The organism is Janibacter sp. YB324 (assembly GCF_014217915.1).
Lineage (GTDB): Bacteria > Actinomycetota > Actinomycetes > Actinomycetales > Dermatophilaceae > Janibacter > Janibacter indicus.
Genome location: NZ_CP060120.1, coordinates 380,778 through 404,694, shown reverse-complemented (window position 1 = coordinate 404,694; position 23,917 = coordinate 380,778). Strand labels below are relative to the sequence as shown.

Here is a 23,917-nt window from a genome sequence, read left to right as displayed (position 1 = left end):
GCACCTACGGCACCGCGAGGACGCGCGTGCACCCCGACCTCGGGGCGCTGGGTCACCTGCCGTTAAACTGGCCTCCCGTCCCCGGACCCGTGAGAGGCCCTCGTGACCCTGCTGCTGCTTGCGCACTTCGCGGCGGCAGCAGTTGCGCCCGGCCTCGCCAAGATCCTCAACCGACGCGCTTTCCTCGTCCTGGCCCTCGTGCCCGCCGCGGCCTTCGCCTGGCTCCTCGCCCAGACCGGCGACGTGACCGCCGGCCGGTCGATCGTCGAGGACATCGCCTGGGTCCCCTCGCTCGGCATGGACTTCGCGCTACGACTCGGCACCCTCCAGTGGCTCCTCGGGCTGCTCGTCACCGGTGTCGGTGCCCTCGCCCTGCTCTACTGCGCCTGGTACTTCAAGCCCGACGACCCCAGCCTGTGGCGCTTCACGGGCGTCTTCACCGCCTTCGCGGGCGCCATGCTCGGCCTCGTCCTCGCCGACAACCTCCTGGCGCTCTACATCTTCTGGGAGCTGACGACGGTCTTCTCCTACACGCTCATCGGGCACAACCCGGTGCGCTCGGCCAACCGCCGCTCCGCCACCCAGGCCCTGCTCGTCACGACCTTCGGCGGCCTGGCGATGCTCATCGGCACGGTGATCATCGGCGAGACGAGCAGCTACACGATCAGCGAGATGCTCGCCTCGCCTCCCCCGGCCGGCGCCCTGACGACGACGGCCGCCCTCCTCGTCCTCGTCGGCGCCCTCACCAAGTCGGCGCAGGTGCCCTTCCACTTCTGGCTGCCCGGCGCCATGGCCGCCCCGACCCCGGTGAGCGCCTACCTGCACGCAGCCTCGATGGTCAAGGCCGGCATCTACCTCATCCTGCTGCTCGAGCCGATCTTCGCGGACGTGCCCGGGTGGCGTCCGGTCCTGCTCGTCCTCGGCCTGTGGACGATGATCCTCGGTGGCTGGCGGGCCCTGCGTCAGGACGACATCAAGCTCCTCCTCGCCTACGGCACGGTGAGCCAGCTGGGCTTCATGACCGTCCTCGCGGGCGTCGGCACCCAGGCCGCCGGGCTGGCCGCCCTGGCCCTCGTCCTCTCCCACGCCCTCTTCAAGTCGGTGCTCTTCTTCAGCGTCGGCATCATCGACAAAGGGACCGGCACCCGCGACCTGACGCAGCTGCACGGCCTCGGGCGCACGGCACCGGTCCTCGCCGCGGCCGCGACCCTCTCCGCCGCCTCGATGGCCGGCCTGCCGCCCCTCGTCGGCTTCGTCGCCAAGGAGTCGGCGCTCACCGCCGTCATCGAGTCCGCCCACGGCCCCCTGTCGACGACCACCGGCTGGCTGGCCGTCGCCGGCCTCGTCACCGGGTCCGTGCTCACGGTCGCCTACTCCGCGCGGTTCGTCTGGGGTGCCTTCGCAACGAAGGGGGCGGCCGGCGCCGCCCCGAGCCCCACCCCCTTCGCCGCACCCCACGCGCTGCTCATCGCGCCGGTCCTGCTGTCGCTCGCGACCCTGGCGTCCGGTTTCTTCGGTGAGCCCCTCACCGAGCTCTTCCACCCCTACACCGAGACGCTGCCGGGCGCCGAGCCCGAGCACCTCGCGCTGTGGCACGGCCTCACCCCGGCCCTCGGGCTGACCGTCGTGGCGATCGTCGCCGGCCTCCTGCTCTTCGTGGGGCGGGCCCCCTTCGCCCGGGTCCAGGCCGCGCTGCCCGAGGTGGTCAACGCCGAGCGGGTCTACCAGCGCTTCATGAAGGCCCTCGACCGCTTCGCCGTCGAGGTCACCGCCCTCGCCCAGGGCGGCTCGCTGCCGACCTACCTCGGTGCGATCTTCCTCGTCGTCATCCTCCTGCCGGGCGTCGTCGCCGCCACCGCCCTGCCGGGCACCGAGGTGCGGCTGTGGGACACCTTCAGCCAGGCGGCCGTCGGGCTCTTCGTCATCGCCGCGGCGATCCTCGCCGTGCGCGGCCGCAACCGCCTCCAGTCGGTGATGTTCGTCGGCCTCACCGGCTACGGGCTGGCCCTGCTCTTCCACCTGCACGGGGCGCCGGACCTCGCCCTGACCCAGGTGCTCGTCGAGACCTTCTCCCTCGTGCTCTTCGTCCTCGTGCTGCGCATGCTCCCGCAGGACTTCCGCCGCCGTCCCCGCTCCGGCCGCCGCTCGCGCCGCCGCCTGTGGCGCCTCGCCCTCGCCGGGACCATGGGCGCGGCGATCTCCACCCTCACGGTCGTCGCGGCCAATGCCCGCATCCACGAGCCGATCAGCAAGGCCTTCCCCGAGCAGGCCTACGACTTCGGCCACGGACAAAATGTCGTCAACGTGACCCTCGTCGACATCCGCGCCTGGGACACCCTCGGCGAGATCTCGGTCCTCGTCGCGGCCGCGACCGGCATCGCCAGCCTGGTCTTCGTGCGCACCCAGGACGTCGAGCGCTCGTGGACCCGCCGGCGCAACCAGGGCCCGATCACCGCGTCGCTCCCCCGCGAGCGCCGCTCGGTCATCCTCGAGACCGCCACCCGGCTGGTCTTCCACGTGATGATCGCGCTCTCGCTCTACCTCCTCTTCTCCGGCCACAACCAGCCCGGCGGTGGCTTCGCCGGTGGCCTCGTCCTCGGTCTGGCGCTGCTCGTGCGCTACCTCGCCGGCGGTCGCGCCGAGCTCGACCGCGCCGCCCCGGTGAGCGCCGGTCTCGTCCTCGGGGCCGGTCTGGCCGTCGCGGCGATCTCCGCGCTCGCGCCGCTCGCCTTCGGCGGCACCGTCCTGCAGTCGGCGGTCGTCGAGTTCGACGTCCCCGTCTGGGGTCACGTCAAGCTCGTCACCGCGATGTTCTTCGACATCGGCGTCTACCTCATCGTCATCGGGCTCGCGCTCGACGTCGTTCGCTCGCTCGGTGCGGGTGTCGACAAGCAGGCCGAAGAGGACGGGGCCACCGCATGAACGCCATCGCACCCAACCTCAGCCTCGTCGTCGTCGCCGGCTTCCTCATCGCGACCGGCGTCTACCTGCTCCTCGAGCGAGCGCTCACCCGCCTGCTCCTCGGCATCGTCCTGGCGTCCAACGGCGTCGCCACGCTCTACCTCGTCGTCTCCGGACCGGCGAAGGGAGCCCCCTTCGTCGGTGCACGACCGGCCGACGAGATGAGCGACGCGCTCCCCCAGGCGATGGTGCTCACCGCGATCGTCATCGCCCTGGCCTCGGTCGGCTTCGTCCTCTCCCTCGCCTACCGCCAGTGGCGGATCACCGGCAGCGACGACGTCCCCGACGACGCCGAGGACGAGCTGATCAAGCGCCTCGCCGAACGCGACGAGGTCTCCAGCACCTACGACGACGACACCCAGTCCACGACCGAGGCCCAAGAGGAGGACGCGACCGCATGACCGTGGCCAACCTCCTGCCCATGCCGGTGCTGCTGCCGCTGCTCGGTGCCGCCCTCACCCTGGTCGCCCGCCGTCACCCGCGCGTGCAGGTCGCCATCAGCATCGTCGTGCTCGCCGCCAGCCTCGCCGTCGCCGCCACCCTCATGTGGTCCACCCACCACGACGGACCCATCGCGCTGTGGCTCGGCGCGTGGTCCGAACCCTTGGGCATCGCCCTCGTCGCCGATCGGCTCTCGGCGCTCATGCTGCTCATCAGCTCCTTCGTCATCCTCGTCGTGCTCGTCTTCGCCATCGGGCAGGGCGTCGCCGACGGCGACGAGGACTCGCCGCTCGCGATCTACTTCCCGACCTATCTCGTGCTCTCGGCCGGCGTGTCCAATGCCTTCCTCGCGGGCGACCTGTTCAACCTCTTCGTCAGCTTCGAGATGCTGCTCTTCGCGAGCTTCGTCCTGCTGACCCTCGGCGGCAGCGGCACCCGGATCCGGGCGGGGACGACCTACGTCATCGTCTCGATGGTCTCCTCCTTCCTCTTCCTGTCGGCGATCGCCGGGGTCTACGCCGCGACCGGCACGGTCAACCTGGCGCAGCTCTCCCTTCGCCTGCCCGAGATCGACTCGACGGTCTCGCTGGCGCTGCAGCTGATGCTCCTCACCGTCTTCGGCATCAAGGCGGCCGTCTTCCCGATGTCGGCGTGGCTGCCCGACTCCTACCCGTCGGCGCCGGTGCCGGTCTCGGCCGTCTTCGCCGGACTGCTCACCAAGGTCGGCGTCTACGCGATCGTGCGCACCCAGTTCCTGCTCTTCCCCGAGTCACCGCTGCACCACCTGATCATGGGGGCCGGCCTGCTGACGATGATCATCGGCATCCTCGGGGCGGTGGCCCAGCCGGGGATCAAGCGGATGCTCTCCTTCACCCTCGTCAGCCACATCGGCTACATGCTCTTCGGCATCGGGCTGGCGAGCGAGTCCGGGGTGTCGGCGGCGATCTTCTACATCGCCCACCACATCACCGTGCAGACCGCGCTCTTCCTCATCTCCGGCCTCATCGAGCGGGTGGGCGGCTCGACGGTCATCGACCGCCTCGGCGGGCTCGCCGCGAGCACCCCGGTGCTCGCCGTCCTCTTCTTCGTCCCGGCGATGAACCTCGCCGGCATCCCGCCCTTCTCCGGCTTCGTCGGCAAGGTCGGCCTGCTGCAGGCCGGCACCCAGGACGGCAGCGTCATCGCCTGGACGCTCGTCGTCGGCTCGGTCGTCACCTCGCTGCTCACCCTCTACGCCGTGGCCAAGACGTGGAGCGCGGCCTTCTGGCGGCCGCGTGCTGTCGAGGGCCAGGACCAGACCTTCGAGATGCCGACGCTCACCCCGAGCTTCGGGCGCCTGAGCGACGCCATCGGCGCCGCCGTCGCGGCCCAGCGCCCCTCGACCCCGATCGCCCCGCCGCCGGCGGTGACCCAGGTCGAGCGGCCGATGCCGCCGCTCATGCTGGGCGCGGCCGCCGCGGTCGTCGCCTTCAGCCTGGGGCTCTCGCTCTTCGCCGGCCCGCTCTTCACCTACACCGACGCGGCGGCCCGGCAGATGCTCTCCAGCGATGCCTACGTCCGCGCCGTCCTGCCCGAGGAGGCGCCGTGAGCGACACCGCCATCGACACGACCCCGGCGACCCGTCGGCGCGGCGGCTTCCAGCCCCGGGCGATCATCGCCCTGGCCGTCGTGTGGGTCCTGCTCTGGGACCGCATCACCCTGGGCAACATCGTCAACGGCCTGATCATCGGCGCGGTCGTCACGCAGATCTTCCCGCTGCCCTCGATCCAGTACTTCGGGCGGATCCACCCGTGGCGCCTCCTGCTGCTCATCGGGCGCTTCCTCGTCGACCTCGTGAGCGCCGCGGTCCAGATCGCCGGCGCCACCCTGAGCCGCCGCCCCAGCCAAGGTGGCTCGATCGTCGAGGTCCGGATGCGCACGCAATCGGAGTTCTACATGACGATCGTCTCCGCGCTCGTCTCCCTCGTGCCCGGGTCGATCGTCGTCGAGGCCAGACGCGGCGCCAACGTCCTCTACGTCCACGGCTTCCACGTCACCACGCCCGAGGGCGTGGAGGAGCTGCGCCGAGACGTCCTGGCCGTCGAGACCCGGGTCGTGCGGGCCATCGGCACCCCCGAGGAGATCTCGATCTGCACGCAGGAGGTCGCATGAGCATCATCCTGTCGATCGGGCTCGGGCTGCTCTTCGCCGCCGCCGGCCTGGTCCTCGTGCGCATCGCGCGGGGTCCGACCACCCTCGACCGTGCTCTGAGCCTCGACGTGGTCATCGTCATCGTCATCGGCATCATGGCGACCCAGATCGTGCGCACCGGTGACGCCGGGACGCTGCCGATCCTCGTCGTCTTCAGCCTCACCGGATTCGTCGGGTCGGTCTCGGTCGCCCGCTTCATGGCCCGCAAGGACGATGCCTCATGAGCTGGGCGCAGATCCTCGACCTCGCCGGGGCGATCAGCCTGCTCCTCGGTGCCACGCTGGCGCTCGTCGGCGCGATCGGCCTGGTGCGCCTGCCCGACTTCTTCGCCCGCATGCACGCCGCCACCAAGCCGCAGACCCTGGGCCTGCTGCTCATCCTGCTCGGCCTGGCGCTCACGGTGCGCACCTGGGCCTCGGTCGCCACGCTGCTCATCGTCGTCGGCGCCCAGGCCCTCACCGCCCCGGTCACGGCACACATCCTCGGCCGCGCCGGCTACCGCACCGGCATCGTCGAGGACGGCCTGCTCCACCACGACGAGCTCGGCGCCGCCTACCGACGGATGCAGGAGCAGGACCGGCAGCGCGAGCAGTCCTGACGACATGACGCAGGGGGCGAAGGGAGCAGCTGCTCCCTTCGCCCCCTGTCGGGTCGGCGGTCAGACCCGGCCGTAGCCGGAGACCCCGTCGAAGATCGGGCGGATCGAGACCGACGAGCCGGTGCGCGGCGAGTCGATCATCATGCCGTCGCCGACGTAGATGCCGACGTGCCACGACGGGGACCCGAAGAAGACCAGGTCGCCGGGCTGCGGGCTGGACACCGGGGTGGCGGCGGCCTGCTGGGCGGTGGTCACGCGCGGGATGGACTTGCCGGCCTTGGCGAAGACGTACTGCGTGAAGCCGGAGCAGTCGAAGCCCGCGGGGGTCGAGCCGCCGTAGACGTAGGGGGTGCCGATGTACTGCTTGGCGATCTCGATGACATTGCTCGAGGCGGCCGGGGCCGGCGCCGCGGTCTCGGCGGCGGGGGTCGAGGTGCTCGCCTGCGGGGCGGGCGACTGGCGCTCCTGCGAGCGGCTGGCGGCCTCGGACTCGCGCTCCTGCGCGGCCTGCTCACGCTCGGCGCGCATGCGCAGCTGGTAGGGGGTGGGGCCGGTCGGCTTGGCGACGGGCTCGACCTCGATCTTGCCGAAGGCGGAGGTCGCGGCCGTCGAGGTGGCCGGGGCGCTCGGCGCGGTGACGGCCGCGGCAGCCGGGGCGGCGGGGGCAGCAGCGGCCCGGACCGGGGTGGCGTCGACCTGGTCGGCGGCGGTGCTCGCCTGCGCGGGGATGGCGATGGCGGCGACGAGACCACCGGAGGCGGCGAAGGACGGCGGAGCCCTTGGCCAGCGGGGTGCCCGTCTGGCTGATGACGGTGCCGATCTCGGTCAGGGGGTTGTAGCGCTCAGGAGCGCGGTGGCGCCCGACGTTGTGAGACACGATGTATACCTCTGTCCCGCCTGCGAGGTCAGCTGTCGGGTTCGGGCCAGAGGTGCGGTCCGGTCCCGCGGCACCGGACCGACCCAGCGGTCCGCACGCCCCGGGACTTCACCCCGAGGAGCATCCGCGATGCCCCATGAGTGGGTCCCCCGCTCCTGCCATGCGGTGCTCTCACTACCGTCGGTGCGGTGGCAGGACTTGTCGTCCGCGTGACGGATCCGCCCAGGGGAGGCGGACCTCCCGACCGCACCTGCCGATCACGAAAATGTCACACCGAGGTCACGGCACGGTACGCACGCGGTCAGGGCGCGATCTGCTCCACGAAGACGTGGACGGCCACGTCGCGCGGCAGCGAGACCGCGTCGGAGGGGGCCGCGCCGTCACGGGCGACGATGATGCGGTCGTCCTCGGGAGTGACGCGCACGACCTCGCGCGGGCGCAGCCGGGCCTCGGTGAGCAGTGCGAGCGCCTCGTGGTCCTCCTGCGCCGGCTCACCGATGCGCCGCACACGGAAGGGACCGGTCAGGCCGCCGTCGACGACGTCGGTGAGGCTGGAGAGCCCCTCGAGGTAGTCGTCGGCCGGGGCCTCGTCGCCGCCGGCGAGCAGCTCGTCGAGGCCGGGGATCGGGGTGCCGTAGGGCGACTCGCGGTGCTCGGGGATCATGGCGAGGATCTTGCGCTCGACGCGCTCGCTCATCACGTGCTCCCAGCGGCAGGCCTCGTCGTGGATGTGCTCCCACTCGAGGCCGATGACGTCGGCGAGCAGTCGCTCGGCGAGGCGGTGCTTGCGCATGACGCGGGTGGCGAGGAGCCGGCCCTCGTCGGAGAGCACGAGGCGACGGTCCTCGCCGAGGCTCACCAGCCCGTCACGCTCCATGCGCGCGATCGTCTGCGAAACGGTGGGACCCGAGTGCCCCAGCCGCTCGGCGATGCGGGCCCGCATGGGCGGGATGTCCTCCTCCTCGAGCTCGAAGATCGTGCGGAGGTACATCTCCGTGGTGTCGATGAGATCCTTCACGGCTCCATCATGCCTTGCCGCGCTCCCGGTCGGCTCGCGAGACCCACAGGCTCGTCCAGCCCAGCCCGACGAGCCCGGTCGCGCCGAGCACCACCGCCGCGACCGGCAGCGACACCAGGGCCGTCACGGCGCTCAGCCCGAGCGTGCCGCCGGCGTGGCCGAGCTCGCCCATGAGCCGCCAGGCGCCGAGGAACTGCGCGCGGTCGCGGTCCGGCGCCGCATCGGCCCCGAGGGTCATGACGATGCCGGACCCCAGACCATTGCCCAGGGCCATGACGAGGGCCACGGCGAGCAGCTCCCCCTTCGTGCCGGCGAGGGGCAGCGCGAGGAAGGACGTCGAGACCACCGACAGCAGCACCGCGACGACCCACACCCGGCCGAGGCGGTCCATGACCCAGCCTCCCGGGTAGACGAGGAGCAGCTCGGCGACGCCGGCGACGGCGAAGATCTGCGAGGAGTCGACGCCGTCGAGCCCGATGTGCACCGCCCACAGGGGCAGGATCACCAACCGCGACTGCCGCAGCGCGGAGATCACCGTGACGCCGATGCCCTGGGTGAGCAGGAGGCGCGCGTGCTGCCGCACGACCCGCAGGACCCCCGTGTGCGGCTCCCCGGCCCGGGCCCGCTCGTGGTCGCCGGTGAGGTCGGGCGCGGTGAGCACGGTGACCACCGAGCCGACGGCGAGGAGCACGGCCACTCCGTAGGCCCCCTGCAGGCCGAAGGGGGCGATCGCCACCGAGCCCAGGACCGGCCCGAGGAGCAGCCCCGCGCGCATCGAGCCGCCGAGCAGCGACATGCCGCGGGCGAGCAGCCGCTGCGGCAGCACGTCGATCATGTAGCCCTGCCGGGCGAGGAAGAAGGCCGAGGACGCCAACCCGCTCAGCAGGAGCGCCACGCCCATGAGCCACAGCGAGGGCGCCCAGCCGGCGACCGCCAGGGCGACGATGTCGAGCAGCCCGGCGCGCACGAGCGTGGCCCGCTCCCCGATGCGGGCGACGAGCGCCCCGGCGGGCAGGACCCCGACGAGCTGGCCGACGCCGGTGAGGGCGACGACGAAGGCGGCCGTGCCGATGCTCGCCCCGAGCTCGTCGGCGCGCAGCGCCGCGATCGGCACGACGGCACCCGTGGCCGCGGCGGAGAGCAGGGTCGGCCCGAAGGCGGGTACGGCGATGCGCCTCCAGCCGAAGGTCTCGCTCTCGCTCATCCCGGCCATCCTCTCCTGCCGCGGTGTCGATACCTTGGGCGGTGTCAGCGTCGCCGCCCGAAGGAGTGCCCATGACCCGCCCCCTCGCCCTCGTCACCGGCGCCAGCTCCGGCATCGGCGCCGCCACCGCGCGCGCCCTCGCAGCGGCCGGCCACGAGGTGGTCTGCGCGGCCCGCCGCACCTACCGCATCGCCGACCTCGCCGCCGAGATCGACGGGCGCGCGGTCACCTGCGACGTCACCGACCCCGACGCGGTGGCCGCCCTGGCCGCCGAGGTGGGCGACCGGCTCGACGTGCTCGTCAACAACGCCGGTGGCGCCTACGGCCTCGACCCCGTGGCGACCGGCGACGTCGAGGACTGGCGGGCGATGTACGAGGTCAACGTCATCGGGACCCTGCGCGTGGTGCAGGCGCTGCTCCCTTCGCTCGTGGCGGCCGAGGGGGTCATCGTCAACGTCGGCTCCATCGCGGGGCGCACCTCCTACGAGGGCGGCGCCGGCTACACCGCGGCCAAGCACGCGCTGGCGACGATGACCGAGACGATGCGTCTAGAGCTCGTGGACCAGCCGGTGCGGGTCACCGAGATCGCGCCCGGGATGGTGCAGACCGAGGGATTTTCGCTCACCCGCTTCAAGGGTGACCGGGAGCGGGCGGAGCAGGTCTACGCCGGCGTCGCCGAGCCGCTCGTCGCCGACGACATCGCCGAGGCGATCACCTGGATGGCCACCCGGCCGCGCCACGTCAACATCGACCTCATGGTCATCAAGCCGCGGGCGCAGGCCGCCGCCCACAAGGTCCACCGGGAGTAGGAAGGCACCGTCATGTCCACGTCACCGCACACGCCCGAGTCCGTCTTCACCTATGCCGCGCCGCGGCTGAAGTTCGGCCCCGGCGCCGTCACGGAGATCGGCCACGACGTCGCCGGACTGGGCGCCCGCAGCGCGCTCGTCGTCACCGACCCCGGGCTGGCCGCGACCGGCCACCCCGAGCGGGTCGCCAAGGCCCTGCGCACGGCCGGGCTGCGGGTCGACGTGCACGACTCCGCCGCCGTCGAGCCCAGTGACGCGTCGCTGGCCGCCGCCGTCGAGCGGGCGAAGGGGGCGGCCCCCTTCGACGCCGTCGTCGCCGTCGGTGGTGGGTCGAGCATCGACACGGCCAAGGCAGTGTCCCTGCTGCTCACCAACCCGGGTGAGCTCATGGACTACGTCAACGCCCCGGTCGGGGGCGGGCGCGCGCCCGAGCAGCCGGTGCTCCCACTCGTCGCGGTGCCGACGACGACGGGGACCGGGGCCGAGTCGACGACCGTGTGCGTCCTCGACGTGCTGGCGTCCAAGGTCAAGACCGGCATCAGCCACGAGCGGCTGCGGCCGGTGCTCGCGGTCGTCGACCACGAGCTGACCGAGACCCAGCCGCCCGGGGTCACCGCGTCGTCGGGCATGGACATCCTGTGCCACGCCCTCGAGTCGTGGACCGCGCGGCCCTACACGAGCTACGAGCACAAGACGCCCGAGCAGCGCGTGCCCTACTGCGGGTCCAACCCGATCTCGGACCTCTACGCGGAAAAGGCGATGCGGCTGCTCGCCGGCGCCTTTCGCGGGGCGGTGGCCGGTGAGGAGCAGGCGCGGGCCGACATGGCGCTCGCGGCGACCTTCGCGGGGATGGGCTTCGGCAACGCCGGTGTGCACGTGCCGCACGCCAACGCCTACCCCATCGCCGGGCGGGTCCACGACCTCGGCTCGGACTTCCGGCCGCGCGACTACGACGTCGACGAGGCGATGGTGCCCCACGGCATGGCGGTCGCGTCGACGGCTCCGGCGGCCTTCGCGATGACCTTTGCGGCCGACCCACAGCGCCACCTCACCGCCGCCGCCTGGCTCGACCCGCAGGGCCTCGACGCCGACGTCCCCGAGCCGGAGCGCCTCTCGGCCGTGCTGCGCCGGCTCATGCGTGACATCGGCCAGCCCTCGGGCCTGGCCGAGATCGGCTACGGCGACGCGGACGTCGATGGCATCGTGTCGGGGACGATGCAGCAGCAGCGGCTGCTCGCGACGGCCCCGCGGGAGGTCACCGAGGAGGATGTCGCCGGCGTGGTGCGGGCGTCGATGCACCACTGGTGAGGCGACTCACGGCTGCAGGCGCTCGACCTGCCAGGCGCCCGCGACGTCCAGGCCCCCGTCGGCGACCCGCGTCCAGCGGAAGCGGTCGTGCAGCCGGTTGCTCCGACCGGCCCACGCCTCGACCTCGTCGCAGACGATCCGCCAGCCGCCCCAGAAGTCGGGGCGCGGCACGTCCAGACCGGCGAAGCGCTCCTCGACCTCGGCCCAGGCGCGCTCCAGCGGCTCGCGGCCCGCGATCGGCTGCGACTGGTGCGAGACCCACGCGCTCAGCTGCGACCCGCGCGGACGCTCCGCGAAGTAGCGGTCGATCTCGGCCTCGGCCACGAGCTCGGCCCGCCCGCGGAAGCGGACCGCGCGGAACATCGCCGGCCAGGTGATCGTCGCGGCGATGCCCGGGGTCGCCTGCAGCTGCCGGCTCTTGGCCGAATCGAGGTTGGTGACGAAGCCCGGACCGCGGGCGTCGAGGAAGCGCATGAGCACCGTGCGCACGTCCGGCCGTCCGTCGGCGTCGACGGTCGCGACGGCGAAGGACAGCGGCTCCGGCACGTCGCCGCGGTCGGCCTGGCGGGCCCGTGCGGTGTCGATCCACGACGTCACGAGCGCGAAGGGAGCGCCCGGCACCTCTCCGTCGGCCAGCCCCTCCCCGGCGTAGTCGACGTGGTCCACCGTCGGTGGCGTGCGGGGGATCATGCCGTCGGGCGAGGCGCTCATGGCCGCCAGACTACGACGCCACAGGTTACGGATACGGCCGGTCTTGGTTAGGCCAAGAAAAGTGCTCACGGCATCGCAGGTTCCGTTTGGGGTCAGAATGCGGCGGGTTCGACTGCTGGTCGGGCGATTTCTGCCGGCTACGCTCCGCGCAGGATGAAGACGAGACGGTTGGAAGTCGACGCCCCTTTATAGGCGAAGACAATGCGGAAATCCCACACCGCGCCGTTCATTTGGAAAGCAACGCGGACGCCTCTCGGCCTAGAACGGGGTCCGAACGCAAAGACTCGACGAACGACCGGCCCCGCATACCGCCAATTCTGAGGATTGCCCCAACGAAGTGAACCCGAGACTCCCCATTGCCCTCATCTCGCACGAGAGCCTCCACGGCATCCATGTGCTCGGCGGCAGCGGCCACGGCCACGGCCAACGCCACGGCAACACCTTCCTTTGCGCCTCGACCCAAGGGCTTCTGGTACACGGCCCGCAACCTATCCCAGTAGACCGTGCAGGGATCACAGCCAGGGCTCTAGCGATCCCCTCCCGGACACGATCTGGGTACACGTCCCGCTCGAGATGCGCCATCAAGACGGCTAACGCCTCTGGGTACGGCTCCGAAGTGTTCACCAAGTCCCACACCGAATCCACACAGACGCCCTCGCGACGCAGATCCTCGACGAGTGGTTGCTCAGCTTCGCGCCAACGTCGAACCCGTTGCTCAAGTTCAGCTTCACCCGAAGCCCGCCCAGCCCGAAACGCGGGATCCTGCTCGAGGAGGTCCATGAGTTGCTCGGCGGTCAAGCCGCCTTCTGGAAAGTTGTCCTCGCTGATCACGGAATAAACCTCAGAATGATTTCTCTGCGCGCAATCGCCGCAAGCAACGGCCGAGAGAGTTTCGTATCTGGCCGAACATACAGATCGAACTGGCGATCGCCTTCTCTTGCGTAGTGAGCATTGTCTCGGAGTTGCGACAGCGACCACCACAAACAGCCACCGCCGCACCACCACACGCCTCCCCAGGCACACGCCGTCGATCCCCCGAATGATTCACGATCGGCGAGCCACATCTTGGCAGACAAAGCGACCTGAGATGGTCTCGGCGCGAAGGCGGGCTGGAACGACGCCACGAACTCATGCGTGCGCTTCCTACGCCGGGTTTGGTCGGGTTCGCATACGGCACGACGACGATCGCCACCTGCGGCGGTAACCTGCCCGGGACCGTCGTCCGCCCGTCATGTGGAGTCCTTCATGCGTCCTGCCGCCCCGCGGCGCGCCCGCCGTCAGCGCGGCCGGTGGCGCGACCTCGTGAGCACGGACCTCGACCTGATGGGCCGCTCCTACCGCCCGGCGCTCGACGGCTACCGCGGGCTCTTCATCGTGCTCGTCATGCTCTACCACTTCGGGGTCACCCAGCTCGCTGGCGGGTGGGTGGGCATCAACCACTTCTTCACCTTCTCCGGCTTCCTCATCGGGGGCATCCTCATCAAGGAGTGGCAGCGTCGGGGCCGGATCGACGCGGTGCGCTTCTACCTGCGACGCGCGCGGCGCCTCGTCCCCGCACTGGTCCTGCTCGTCATCGCCGTCCTGGCGCACACCCTGCTCGTCGACCAGGGCGACCGACCCCAGACGGCAGGTGACGCCTTCGCCAGCCTGACCTTCTGGCAGAACTGGCGCCTGATCGCCCGCGACGACCAGTACTTCGACGTGCTCGTCGAGCCCAGCCCGCTGCGACACGTGTGGACGCTCGGCGTGGAGGAGCAGTTCTACCTCCTCGCCCCCTTCGTCGTCGCAGCCGTCCTCGTGGTCCGCCGCCGCTGGGCACGCACCGCGATCGTCCTCGGGCTCGCCGTGCTCAGCGCCGCGTGGACCGCCGTGCTCGCCGACAGCGGCGCCACCGGCTCACGCCTCTACTACGGAACCGACGTGCGCGCCCAGGCCATCCTCGTCGGGCTGGCGGTCGCCATGCTCCTTACCCCCGACCGGCGCGGCGACGCACCGCGACTGAGCCGGTCCGCCGCCGAGGTGGTCGGCTGGGGCGGCACCGTGCTGTCGGTCTCGGCCTTCTTCGTCCTCGACGAGACGGGCCGGTGGGTCTTCGAGCGTGGCGGCATGCTGGTCTTCGCCGTCATGGCGGCGTGCATGGGCGCCTCCGCGCTCGACCCGCGCCCCCTGCGGATCAACCGGATCGTCAGCTGGTCCCCACTGGTCCACCTCGGCCAGATCTCCTACGGCCTCTACCTCTTCCACTGGCCCATCTCCCTCTGGCTGCCGTTGGACGGGCTGCCCCTCGTCATCGCCATCGCCATCAAGCTCGCCCTGGCCTGGGTCTGCGCCGTCGCGTCCTACCGGCTCGTCGAGCTGCCCGTGATGATCGGCGGCTTCGGCGCGCTCGTGCCCCGCGGGCTGGGACGACGAGCTCGCCAGTGGGCGGCTCCTGCGCTCGTCGCCGCCGTCGCCGCGCTCGCCTACGCCCTGAGCACCGTGTGGTCCCCGCTCATCGACGGCGACTGGGACGGCCGCCCCCTCGCGGCCGCAGCCGACTACGACCCACCCTCCGGGGACCTGCGGGTCTCGGTCGTCGGCAGCTCCATCGCCCAGTCGATCCGCGACGGCTTCGTGGGACGCGACTACCCGGGGCTCGACGTCAGCGGCCACACCCGCCGCGGCTCCTGCAACCCGGTGCCGATCACCTTCAAGTACCTCGGTGGGGGCGAGGTCGAGGAGGACCAGACCTGCGCCGCCTGGCGCGAGCGCTGGCCCGACGAGGTGCGCGGGGCAGGATCGCAGATCGTCCTGTCCCCCATCGAGACCGCACTCACCCAGCCGATCGTCCGCGACGGACGCACGGTCCGGCCCGGCACCGAGGCGCACGCCCGCGAGGTCCGCCGCGCCCTGAACGCCCTGCTCGAACAGACCCGCCGCTCCGGCGCCCGACAGCTGCAGCTGGTCAACGCCACCTGCCACGACGACCCGGCCACGGTCCGCGACGGTGAGCAGCTCGGGGCCGTGAAGATCGACCCGACGGCCACCAACAAGGTCGTGACCCGGTGGGCCAAGGAGGTCCAGGAGCAGCACAGCGAGGTCTCGGTCGCCGTCCTCGACCTCAACTCCGCGGTCTGCGCCCAGGGCTATCGCGCGCAGATCAACGGCGCCGAGCTCTACGCCGACCGGGTCCACTTCTCCCGGCAGGGCGCGCAGCTCGTCTGGACCTGGCTGGCTCCCGAGATCACCACGGCCTGGAACTTCAGGGACGCCTGAGGCGCCCGTCCGGTGACCTCACCGATCGGCGTAATTGGCGCTCACCTGACCCAGGAGCCACTTCCACAGGGTGGGTGTCACCTCGGGTGAGTAGTGCAAGAAGTCGTTGTACAGCTGCATCCCCGCGACCTCGTCGGTGAACCCCTCGGTACACAGAGCACCGTCCAAGTCGATGACCTCGACGTCGTCGTGGGTGTCGGCCCACCGGTCGATGAGCCGGTTGATGACCTTGGGATCCTTGAACTCGGCGACCTTCTCCGGCTCGTCCTCGAGGCCGGCACGGATCTCGTCGGGGATGTCGTCGGGCACGACCCGGCACGGCACGTTGACCACCTGCACCTGCTCGACGCCGGCGCCCACCGCCTGCGAGCGCAGCTGCTCCAGCTTGTCCGTGATGACCCGGCGGAAGGCCGGGTCGTCCAGCCACAGGCGCTCGCCGTCGACGAGGTGGGGCATGGCCGTCAGCGGTGAGGCGAAGATGACGAAGACCTCGTCGCCGTTGGCAGCCAGCGTGTCCGGCCACTCCTTCTTCAGGTCGGCGCACCACGGCTCGGTCTCCTTGCGCAGGCCGGCCGCGTAGCTGATGGGCTCGTCAAGCAGGTCGCACCCCTCGCCGGCGAGGTTGTCGACGCGCACGCCGGGGAAGGTCTCGGCGGGCAGCCGCTGCACGAGGTAGTAGGGCACCGAGTCGCCGTGGACCGCGATGCGCGCCGGCGCGTCCGGTCGGTAGCCGGGCTGGCCCTCGACGAGGTCGGGCACCGACTGCAGGCTCGGCGCCGCGTCGGCCGTGATGTCCGCCTGCGGCGGCGGGGCGGTGCGCACGAGGCCGAAGGCGGCGACCGCGACCACGACGACCGGGGTCAGAGCCAGGAGCAGCGGCCTGCGGGTCCGCGGCAGCAGGCCCCGGACGCCCTTGGCGAGGACCGGGACCTCCAGATGGCGGTAGCACAGGTCGGCGACGACGAAGGTCACGACCATGCACAGCACGAAGAGCAGCAGCCCCGACCCCACGACCCCGGAGAGGGCGACGAAGATCGGCCAGTGCCAAAGGTAGAGCCCGTAGGTGCGACGTCCGGCCCAGGCGAAGGGGGCGAAGGAGAAGAAGGACTGGACCGCGGAGCGCTGCCGGTCGGCGCAGGCCAGGACGATACCCGCACCCGCCAGGCCGAAGAGGAACTGACCCGGACCGCTGAACATCCACGGGGTGAAGGGGGTGACGAACCAGAAGCACGAGATCGAGCCGACGAGTCCCGCGACGCCGAGCACCTCGAGCCCCCGACGCGGGATGCGCCACGGGCCCCGCCCGGATCGTCGCGGCGCCCGCCAGGCACCGAGCGCGGCGCCGAGGAAGAGCGACTGGGCGCGGGCATCGGTGCCGTAGTAGACGCGGCCGTGGTCCGCCTGCTCCGGGAACCCGAGGTGCCAGGTCCACAGCACGGACGCGAAACAGCCGACCACGAGAGCCGCGACGACCACCCACCGTCGACGACGACCCGCGAGCGCGAAGAGGGCGATGACGAGCAGCGGGACAACGAGGTAGAACTGCTCCTCGATGGCGAGGGTCCAGGCGTGCTGGAGCGGCGAGGCCGCGCCCTGGTCGCCGAAGTACTCGTCACCCTGCGCGATGAGGCGCCAGTTCATGACGTAGCCGAGGGTCGCGAGGATGTCTCCCCCGATGCGGCGACGCTGTCCCCCTTCGGCGAAGAGGGCCCCGTAGACGGCCACGAAGGCCAGCACGGCGACCAGTGCCGGCAGCAGGCGACGGATGCGCCGCCGGTAGAAGCCCATGATGTCGATGTCGCCGTGGCGCTCGTACTCCTGCACGAGCAGCCGGACGATGAGGAAGCCGGAGAAGATGAAGAAGTGGTTGATGACCACCCACATGCCAGCGAGCTGCGAGAGGCCGAAGTGGTAGGCGAGCAGGGCCACCACGAAGACCCCACGGGCACCGTCGAGTGCCGGGCTGTACTGCCGGCCTGCCTGCGCCATCGCATCCCCTGTCGCTCCGTCGTCGACGGGCATGCTACTGGGCGCCCGCACGTGAGCGAGCCGCTGCCCGCGTGCAAGACTGGGCGCCGAGCACCGCAGCACCGGAACGAAAAGAGGCAGATCATGTCCGACACCGAGGTCAAGCACGGTCTGGAGGGCGTCGTCGCCTTCGAGTCGGAGATCGCCGAGCCGGACAAGGCCGGGGGCAACCTGCGCTATCGCGGCGTGGACATCAACGACCTCGTCGGCAAGGTCTCCTTCGGGCGCGTCTGGGGGCTGCTCGTCGACGACAGCTTCGACCCGGGCCTGCCGCCCGCCGAGCCCTTCCCCCTGCCGGTGCACAGCGGCGACATCCGCGTCGACGTCCAGTCGGCCCTGGCGCAGCTCGCGCCCCTGTGGGGCTTCAAGCCGCTCCTCGACATCGATGACACCCAGGTCCGCGACGACCTGGCCCGCGCGTCGGTCATGGCGCTGTCCTTCATCGCCCAGTCCGCGCACGGGCAGAACTCCGCGATGGTCCCGCAGGCGCGCGTCGACGAGGGCAAGAACATCGTCGAGCGCTTCATGATCCGCTGGCGCGGCGAGCCCGACCCCAAGCACGTCGAGGCCATCGACGCCTACTTCATCTCCGCGGCCGAGCACGGCATGAACGCCTCGACCTTCACCGCCCGCGTCATCGCCTCGACCGGCGCCGACGTCGCCGCCTGCCTCTCCGGCGCGGTCGGCGCGATGTCCGGCCCGCTGCACGGCGGCGCCCCTTCGCGCGCCCAGCACATGATCGAGGGCGTCGAGCGCACCGGTGACGCGACGAAGTACGTCAAGGACGCGCTCGACCGCAAGGAGCGCCTCATGGGCTTCGGCCACCGCGTCTACCGGGCCTACGACCCGCGCGCGGCCGTCCTGCGCGACACCTGCAAGCGCCTGGGCGCCCCGCGCTACGAGGTCGCTCTCGAGCTGGAGAAGGCGGCCATCGCCGAGCTCGCCGACCGCTATCCCGAGCGCAAGATGGAGACCAACGTCGACTACTGGGCGGCGGTCCTGCTCGACTTCGCGGACGTCCCCGGCGAGATGATGACGCCGCTCTTCGTCTGCGCCCGTACCGCCGGCTGGGCAGCGCACGTCCTCGAGCAGAAGCGCACCGGCCGCCTCATCCGCCCGAGCAGCAACTACGTCGGTCACGGCCCCCGGGCGATCTCCGACGTCGCGGGCTACGACCAGCTGCCCTCGGTCTGATGCGCACGGCCGCGATCGCCCTCACCGCCACGACCGCCCTCGCCCTGTCGGCGTGCGGCGGCGACGGCGGGCCGGGGCCGACGGCCGGGGCCGGCGACGACTCCGTCTCCAACTCATCGACACCCACCCCCGGCGGCGACAAGGGCAGCACCCCCGGCGGATCGAGCACGAGCTCGCCCCGCTCGACGAGCAGCGGCTCCGACGAGCCGACGCTGTCCAACTCCACCAAGAGCTCGTCGGCTGCGGCGTCGAGCTCCACCTCGACGGACACCGGCAAGCCCTTCGACGCCCAGGAGTTCGCCGACCGGCTCGAGGCCGCCGTGGACGCCAACCCGACGGTCAAGATCGACGTGCGCTTCGGGCCCGACGCCACGGCGAGCGGCTACCAGGACCTCGCCGACGACGCCCTCGAGATGGACGTCGATGCGGGCGGCCAGCAGATGACCTACCGACTCGTCGACGGGCAGTACTACCTGGCCCAGCCGCCCAAGTGGTTCGAGGTGACCGAGGACTCGACCAACCCGCTCGTCAAGCGGGCCCTGGAGCAGACGGCCCTGCTGAGCATGCGGACCCAGCTCGACGCCTTCATCGCGGGCGTCGAGTCGGCCGGCGACAAGGGGGACGAGCAGGTCGACGGCGTGCGTACGCGGCACTACACGGCCACCGTGCGTACCGCGGACGTGCGCAAGGAGCTCGGCCTAGAGGCCGACCCCGACGCCCCGCCGACGATGACCTACGACGTGTGGCTCGACGAGGACGACCTCATCCGCAAGATGTCCTTCACCCAGGGTGGGGCCGATGCGGTCCTCACCGCCTCCGAGTGGGGCGAGCCGGTCTCGATCACCAAGCCCAAGTCCTCCGAGCTCGCCGAGGTCCCATGACCGACATCACCATCCCCGAGACGCTGCGCCCCCGTGACGGCCGCTTCGGCTCGGGTCCCTCCCTCGTGCGCGCCGAGCAGGTCGACTACCTCCGCTCGATCGCCCGCGACGTCATCGGCACCTCGCACCGGCAGGCACCGGTCCGGGGTCTCGTCCACGAGCTGCGCGAGGGTCTGGCGACGCTCTTCGGTGCCCCCGAGGGCTACGAGGTCGTCCTCGGCAACGGCGGGTCGACCGCCTTCTGGGACATCGCGGCCCTCGGCCTGATCCGCGAGCGGGCGCAGCACTGCGTCTTTGGCGAGTTCTCCGGCAAGTTCGCCGCCGTCACGCGACGCGCTCCCTTCCTCGCCGAGCCCGATGTGCGCTCGGCCGAGCCGGGCGGGCTGAGCCGACCCGAGGCGGTCGCCGGCGTCGACGCCTACGCCTGGCCGCACAACGAGACCTCCACCGGCGTCATGGCACCCGTCGAGCGCCCGGCCGGCACCGACGACGACGCGCTCGTCCTCGTCGACGCCACCTCCGGCGCGGGCGGCCTGCCCGTCGACATCGCGCAGACCGACGCCTACTACTTCGCGCCGCAGAAGTCCTTCGCCTCCGACGGCGGCATCTGGTTCGCCATCATGAGCCCCGCGGCCCTGACCCGCGCCGAGGAGGTCGCCGCGACCGACCGGTGGATCCCCGACTTCCTCTCGCTGACCGCCGCGATCGACAACTCGCGCAAGGACCAGACGCTCAACACCCCGGCCGTCGCGACGCTCGCCCTCATGGCCGAGCAGGTCCGCTGGATGCTCACCTCGGGCGGCCTCGACTTCACGACCGCCCGCACGGCCGAGTCCTCCTCGCGCATCCACGAGTGGGCGACGAAGGGGGAGCACACCAGCCTCTTCGTCACCGACCCCGCGGCCCGCTCGCAGGTCGTCACCACGGTCGACTTCGACGACGAGGTCGATGCCGCGGCGATCGCGACCGCCTTGCGCCGCAACGGCATCGTCGACGTCGAGCCCTACCGCAAGCTCGGCCGCAACCAGCTGCGCATCGCGACCTTCCCCGCCGTCGAACCCGACGACGTCTCCGCACTGCTCGCCTGCATCGACCACGTGCTGGAGCGGCTCTGACCGCTCGGGTGCGCGCCCGGCACGTCGGGCTGCTCGCCGCCGGCGGCGTGGGCGCGTGGACGCTCGGGTGGCGGCTCGACGCCCTCCACCTGCGCGGTGACGAGCTCTACTACCGCCAGGCCGCCCTCGACATGCTCGAGGGGCAGTGGCTCACCAATGCGCAGCACCCGCCGCTGGCCAAGCAGCTCATGGCCCTCACCCACCTCGGGCTCGGCGACACGGTCGTCGCCGACCGCCTGCCCGCAGCGCTCGCCGCGTGGGTCACCGGGCTCCTCCTCGCCCTCCTCGTGTGGCAGGTCGGGCGCCCCGGCCGGTGGACCGCCCTCGTCGGCATCGCCACGGCGCTGCTGTGGTGGACCCTCCCCTGGGCTCCCGGGCGCACCGCCACCCTCGAGTCGGTGATGACCTGCGGGCTCGTCGCCGCCCAGCTCGCCTGGACCCTCGCGGTCACCCGGCGCGACCCGCGCTGGCTCCTCGTCGGTGGCGCCCTCGCCGGGCTGGCCGCCGCGGCCAAGCTCACCGGCGCCCTCGCCCTCGTCGGCCTGCTCCCGGCAGCGCTGCTCCTGCTGCGGCACCGCCCCGCGCGCACCGTCGTCCCCCTCGCCGCCGCGGCACTGGTCGCGGCCGGGGTGACCTGGGTCTTCCCCTTCGTCCCGATGGAGGGCGAGGCGCTGCGGGCGATGACCACGCCGGTGACCTTCCAGCTCGGCCACGCCGAGGCGGGGCACACCGTCGTCGTCGCGGGGCAGACCCACCACCACGCGCCCTGGTGGACCTCGCTGTGGTTCGCGCTTGAACGGCTCGGGCCGCTCGCGGCTGCCGGGCTCGTCCTCGGTGCCCTCGTCGGGTTGGCCCGGCACGGGGCGCGGCTCGCGCCCGTCGCCACGACCCTGCTCGGTCTCGTCGTCGCGATGAGCCTCTCCCCCGTGCAGCTCGGCCACTACCAGTACGTCTGGTGGCCGCTGCTCCTCGCGCTCGCGGGGTGTGCGCTGGCGCCGAGCCACCGGGCCACCCGGCGTGGACCCGCCGGGCGGTGGGCCGGGCCCGTGGCGTCGGGCGGGGCCGCGCTCGCCCTCCTGCCCGCCGTCGTCCTCGCCGCTGACCACGTCGGCGCCGTGGCCCGCACCGAGCCCAGCGGGCTCACCCTCGCCCCCGACGTGCTCGCGCGCGAGGTGCCCGAGGGGACGACGATCACGATCTGGTCCGACCCCTGGCCGACCCAGGTCGCCCTGCCCGGCCGCCGGCTGACGACGACGATGCCGGGCAGTCTGGCTCCCCGCGCCCTGCTCGTCGACCGCGCCTACGCCGCTCGGTCGAACGCCATGGACCCGCACCTGTGGCGGGTCTGCCGGCCGGTGCCCTACTCCGAGCACCGGGTCGGCGACCTCGTGCTCTTCGTCCGGCAGGCCGACCCGCACCCGGCCTTCGTGCCGGACCCGGGCTGCGGCCCCCTTCGCCCGACGGGGTCCGGGAGCGTGGGTCGGCCTACAGCGCCGCGATGATCGCGACGAGGACGAGGGAGGCGAGCACGACCCAGGTCATGACCCGGCGGAAGCGCGGGGTCATCGGGCGGCCTGCGGCACGTCGTGGGTCGGCGCGGAGGAGACCCGCACCCGGGGTCGGCGTTGGCTGGAGTAGGTCACCTCGACATTCTCGTGCCGACCGAGCCAGATCGAGACTCCGACGAGCGTGATCCCGACCGCGGCGGCCCCGATGCCGATCGTCCAGCGCGGGCCGAGGACGTCGCCGACCCAGCCGATGATCGGCGCGCCGAGCGGTGTCCCGCCGAAGAAGATCGCCATGTAGAGGGCCATGACGCGGCCGCGCATCATCGGGTCGGTGCGCATCTGGACCATGGCATTGGCCGTCGTCATCGCCGTCAGAGCGGTCAGGCCGCATGCCGCGAGCGCCACCGCGAAGCTCGCGTAGGTCGGGGCGATCGCGGCCCCGGCCGCGGCGAAAGTGAAGCCGACGAGCGAGAGCAGCAGCACCCGCAGCCGCGGCTCGCTGCGCCGGGCGGCGAGCAGCGCGGCGCTCAGCGAGCCGACCGCCATGATCGAGCCGAGCAGGCCGTAGCCCTCGGCGCCCCGCCCGAAGACCTGGGTGGCCATGAGCGCGATGGTGATCTGGAAGTTCATGCCGAAGGTGCCCAGGACGAAGATCAGCACCATGACGAGGATGATGTCGGGCCGGCCGCGCACGTAGCGCAGGCCCTCGCGGGCCGAGCCGCGCCCGGTCACCCGCCGGGCCGGCGTCAGCTCGCTCGCCCGCAGCGCGAGCAGCGCGACGATGACCGTGACGAAGGACAGCGAGTTGAGGAGCAGCGCCTGACCCGAGCCGATGCCCGCGATGACGAGACCGGCGACCGCCGGGCCGATGAGCCGGCCGAGGTTGAAGGAGGCGCTGTTGAGGGCGACCGCATTGCTCAGCCGCTCGCGCGGCACCATCTCGGAGACGAAGGTCTGCCGCGCCGGGTTGTCGAAGGCCGTGGCGACACCGGTCATGAGCGCCAGCAGGTAGAAGTGCCACAGCTGCGCCGCCCCGGTGACGACGAGAACACCGCCGACGAGCGCGGTCAGGCCGAGCACCGCCTGAGTGAGCAGCAGCAGTGACCGCTTGGGGAAGCGGTCGACGACCGCGCCGGTCCACGGCGCGAGGAGCAGCATCGGGAGGAACTGCAGGCCGGTGACGATGCCCAGCGCGCTCGCCGAGTGGTCGGTGAGCTCGGTGAGCACGACCCAGTCCTGGGCGACGCGGCCCATCCAGGTGCCGACGTTGGAGACGATCGCGCCCAGGGCGTAGATGCGGTAGTTGCGGATCGAGAGGGAGGCGAAGGTCGGGCTCATCGGGCGGCGATCCGCTGCAGCAGGTCGGTGGCGGCCCGCAGGGTCGCCTGCTCGTCGCCGGTGAGCTCGGCGACCCGCTCGGTCATCCACTTGTCGCGGCGACGGCGGGTGAGCGTCAGCGTGGCGCGCCCCTCGGCGGTGAGCTCGACGAGCACCCGGCGCCCGTCCTGCGGGTCGTCGTGCCGCTCGACGAGGCCGTCGTCGGCGAGGCAGCCGACCGTGCGGGTCATGCTCGGGGCCGAGACCTTTTCGACGTCGGCCAGGGCGCGCGGGGTGAGCGGCCCGTCCTCGAGCCGCGACAGGACCGAGAACTGGTGCGGCGCAATGGCGTCGGTGCTCTCGAAGCGGACCCGCCGACTGATCCGCATGCACGCGAGGCGCAGGTCCTCGCTCAGGCTGCTGATGGCCTCGTGGCCCACTTCGTCACCGGACACGGGTCTCCCTTCGCTCGCCAGAACACGTTAGCACAACTCATTACCTG

20 protein-coding genes and 1 riboswitch are annotated in these 23,917 nt (G+C 71.9%); of the genes, 13 read left to right on the top strand and 7 right to left on the bottom strand.

Annotated features, from left to right (window positions below; translation table 11 throughout):
* Positions 1-102 precede the first annotated feature (102 nt).
* From H7A72_RS02015 to mnhG, 6 genes are read left to right on the top strand one after another with little or no spacing between them, the layout of a single operon-like run.
* Positions 103-2,922 carry a Na+/H+ antiporter subunit A gene (locus H7A72_RS02015; protein WP_185221463.1) on the top strand — a complete coding sequence of 940 codons (2,820 nt, stop codon included), beginning with the start codon at positions 103-105 and terminating at the stop codon, positions 2,920-2,922.
* A complete protein-coding gene (locus H7A72_RS02010; protein WP_072623636.1) occupies positions 2,919-3,362 on the top strand; it encodes a Na(+)/H(+) antiporter subunit C in 444 nt (147 codons plus the stop codon). Before H7A72_RS02015 ends, H7A72_RS02010 begins: the two co-directional genes overlap by 4 nt.
* Positions 3,359-4,990 carry a Na+/H+ antiporter subunit D gene (locus H7A72_RS02005; protein ID WP_185221462.1) on the top strand — a complete coding sequence of 544 codons (1,632 nt, stop codon included), beginning with the start codon at positions 3,359-3,361 and terminating at the stop codon, positions 4,988-4,990. The genes H7A72_RS02010 and H7A72_RS02005 overlap by 4 nt, the downstream gene beginning before the upstream one ends.
* Positions 4,987-5,553: a Na+/H+ antiporter subunit E gene (locus H7A72_RS02000; RefSeq protein WP_072623634.1), complete on the top strand. Its 567-nt coding sequence runs from the start codon at positions 4,987-4,989 to the stop codon at positions 5,551-5,553. Before H7A72_RS02005 ends, H7A72_RS02000 begins: the two co-directional genes overlap by 4 nt.
* The gene (locus tag H7A72_RS01995) at positions 5,550-5,816 is read left to right on the top strand and encodes a monovalent cation/H+ antiporter complex subunit F (protein WP_072623633.1); all 267 of its coding nucleotides are present in this window, start codon (positions 5,550-5,552) and stop codon (positions 5,814-5,816) included. Before H7A72_RS02000 ends, H7A72_RS01995 begins: the two co-directional genes overlap by 4 nt.
* Positions 5,813-6,190: a monovalent cation/H(+) antiporter subunit G gene (gene mnhG, locus H7A72_RS01990; protein ID WP_072623632.1), complete on the top strand. Its 378-nt coding sequence runs from the start codon at positions 5,813-5,815 to the stop codon at positions 6,188-6,190. Before H7A72_RS01995 ends, mnhG begins: the two co-directional genes overlap by 4 nt.
* 60 nt (positions 6,191-6,250) lie before the next feature.
* Here the strand turns inward: mnhG and H7A72_RS01985 are convergent, their stop codons facing one another.
* From H7A72_RS01985 to H7A72_RS01975, 3 genes are all read right to left on the bottom strand, one after another.
* Complete coding sequence (locus tag H7A72_RS01985) at positions 6,251-6,718, bottom strand: C40 family peptidase (protein ID WP_185221461.1); 468 nt, start codon at positions 6,716-6,718, stop codon at positions 6,251-6,253.
* Positions 6,719-7,069: 351 nt separating this feature from the next.
* A riboswitch (cyclic di-AMP (ydaO/yuaA leader) is annotated at positions 7,070-7,245 on the bottom strand.
* A 123-nt stretch (positions 7,246-7,368) separates the two neighbouring features.
* On the bottom strand, positions 7,369-8,085 hold the full coding sequence (locus H7A72_RS01980; protein WP_185221460.1) for a metal-dependent transcriptional regulator: 717 nt from the start codon (positions 8,083-8,085) through the stop codon (positions 7,369-7,371).
* A 7-nt stretch (positions 8,086-8,092) separates the two neighbouring features.
* The gene (locus H7A72_RS01975; RefSeq protein ID WP_072623629.1) at positions 8,093-9,289 is read right to left on the bottom strand and encodes an MFS transporter; all 1,197 of its coding nucleotides are present in this window, start codon (positions 9,287-9,289) and stop codon (positions 8,093-8,095) included.
* 71 nt (positions 9,290-9,360) lie between these two features.
* On the opposite strand from H7A72_RS01975, the gene H7A72_RS01970 reads away from it, so the two are divergent.
* Entirely contained in the window at positions 9,361-10,098 is a 738-nt protein-coding gene (locus H7A72_RS01970) for an SDR family NAD(P)-dependent oxidoreductase (protein ID WP_185221459.1), read from the top strand.
* A 12-nt stretch (positions 10,099-10,110) separates the two neighbouring features.
* Complete coding sequence (locus tag H7A72_RS01965; protein WP_185221458.1) at positions 10,111-11,406, top strand: hydroxyacid-oxoacid transhydrogenase; 1,296 nt, start codon at positions 10,111-10,113, stop codon at positions 11,404-11,406.
* A gap of 6 nt (positions 11,407-11,412) precedes the next feature.
* Here H7A72_RS01965 and pdxH read toward each other — a convergent pair whose 3' ends face one another.
* Positions 11,413-12,117 carry a pyridoxamine 5'-phosphate oxidase gene (gene pdxH / locus H7A72_RS01960; protein WP_223277736.1) on the bottom strand — a complete coding sequence of 235 codons (705 nt, stop codon included), beginning with the start codon at positions 12,115-12,117 and terminating at the stop codon, positions 11,413-11,415.
* Positions 12,118-13,362: 1,245 nt separating this feature from the next.
* Between pdxH and H7A72_RS01955 the strand changes: the two genes are divergently transcribed.
* Positions 13,363-15,372, top strand: coding sequence for an acyltransferase family protein (locus tag H7A72_RS01955; RefSeq protein WP_185221457.1), 2,010 nt, complete (start codon positions 13,363-13,365; stop codon positions 15,370-15,372).
* An 18-nt stretch (positions 15,373-15,390) separates the two neighbouring features.
* Here H7A72_RS01955 and H7A72_RS01950 read toward each other — a convergent pair whose 3' ends face one another.
* Positions 15,391-17,361: an acyltransferase gene (locus H7A72_RS01950; protein WP_185221456.1), complete on the bottom strand. Its 1,971-nt coding sequence runs from the start codon at positions 17,359-17,361 to the stop codon at positions 15,391-15,393.
* Between the two features lie 123 nt (positions 17,362-17,484).
* Between H7A72_RS01950 and H7A72_RS01945 the strand changes: the two genes are divergently transcribed.
* The 4 genes from H7A72_RS01945 to H7A72_RS01930 are packed head-to-tail and all read left to right on the top strand — an operon-like array spanning position 17,485 to position 22,092.
* Complete coding sequence (locus tag H7A72_RS01945; protein ID WP_084451382.1) at positions 17,485-18,594, top strand: citrate synthase 2; 1,110 nt, start codon at positions 17,485-17,487, stop codon at positions 18,592-18,594.
* Positions 18,594-19,475: an LppX_LprAFG lipoprotein gene (locus H7A72_RS01940; protein WP_084451383.1), complete on the top strand. Its 882-nt coding sequence runs from the start codon at positions 18,594-18,596 to the stop codon at positions 19,473-19,475. Before H7A72_RS01945 ends, H7A72_RS01940 begins: the two co-directional genes overlap by 1 nt.
* Positions 19,472-20,590 (top strand): phosphoserine transaminase, encoded by a 1,119-nt coding sequence (serC, locus tag H7A72_RS01935; RefSeq protein ID WP_185221455.1) that lies wholly within the window; start codon positions 19,472-19,474, stop codon positions 20,588-20,590. Before H7A72_RS01940 ends, serC begins: the two co-directional genes overlap by 4 nt.
* An 8-nt stretch (positions 20,591-20,598) precedes the next feature.
* Complete coding sequence (locus H7A72_RS01930) at positions 20,599-22,092, top strand: glycosyltransferase family 39 protein (protein ID WP_185221454.1); 1,494 nt, start codon at positions 20,599-20,601, stop codon at positions 22,090-22,092.
* 60 nt (positions 22,093-22,152) lie between these two features.
* Here the strand turns inward: H7A72_RS01930 and H7A72_RS01925 are convergent, their stop codons facing one another.
* Both H7A72_RS01925 and H7A72_RS01920 read right to left on the bottom strand, forming a co-directional pair.
* Entirely contained in the window at positions 22,153-23,436 is a 1,284-nt protein-coding gene (locus H7A72_RS01925) for an MFS transporter (RefSeq protein ID WP_185221453.1), read from the bottom strand.
* Positions 23,433-23,870 carry a MarR family winged helix-turn-helix transcriptional regulator gene (locus tag H7A72_RS01920; RefSeq protein WP_223277735.1) on the bottom strand — a complete coding sequence of 146 codons (438 nt, stop codon included), beginning with the start codon at positions 23,868-23,870 and terminating at the stop codon, positions 23,433-23,435. The genes H7A72_RS01925 and H7A72_RS01920 overlap by 4 nt, the downstream gene beginning before the upstream one ends.
* Positions 23,871-23,917 lie beyond the last annotated feature (47 nt).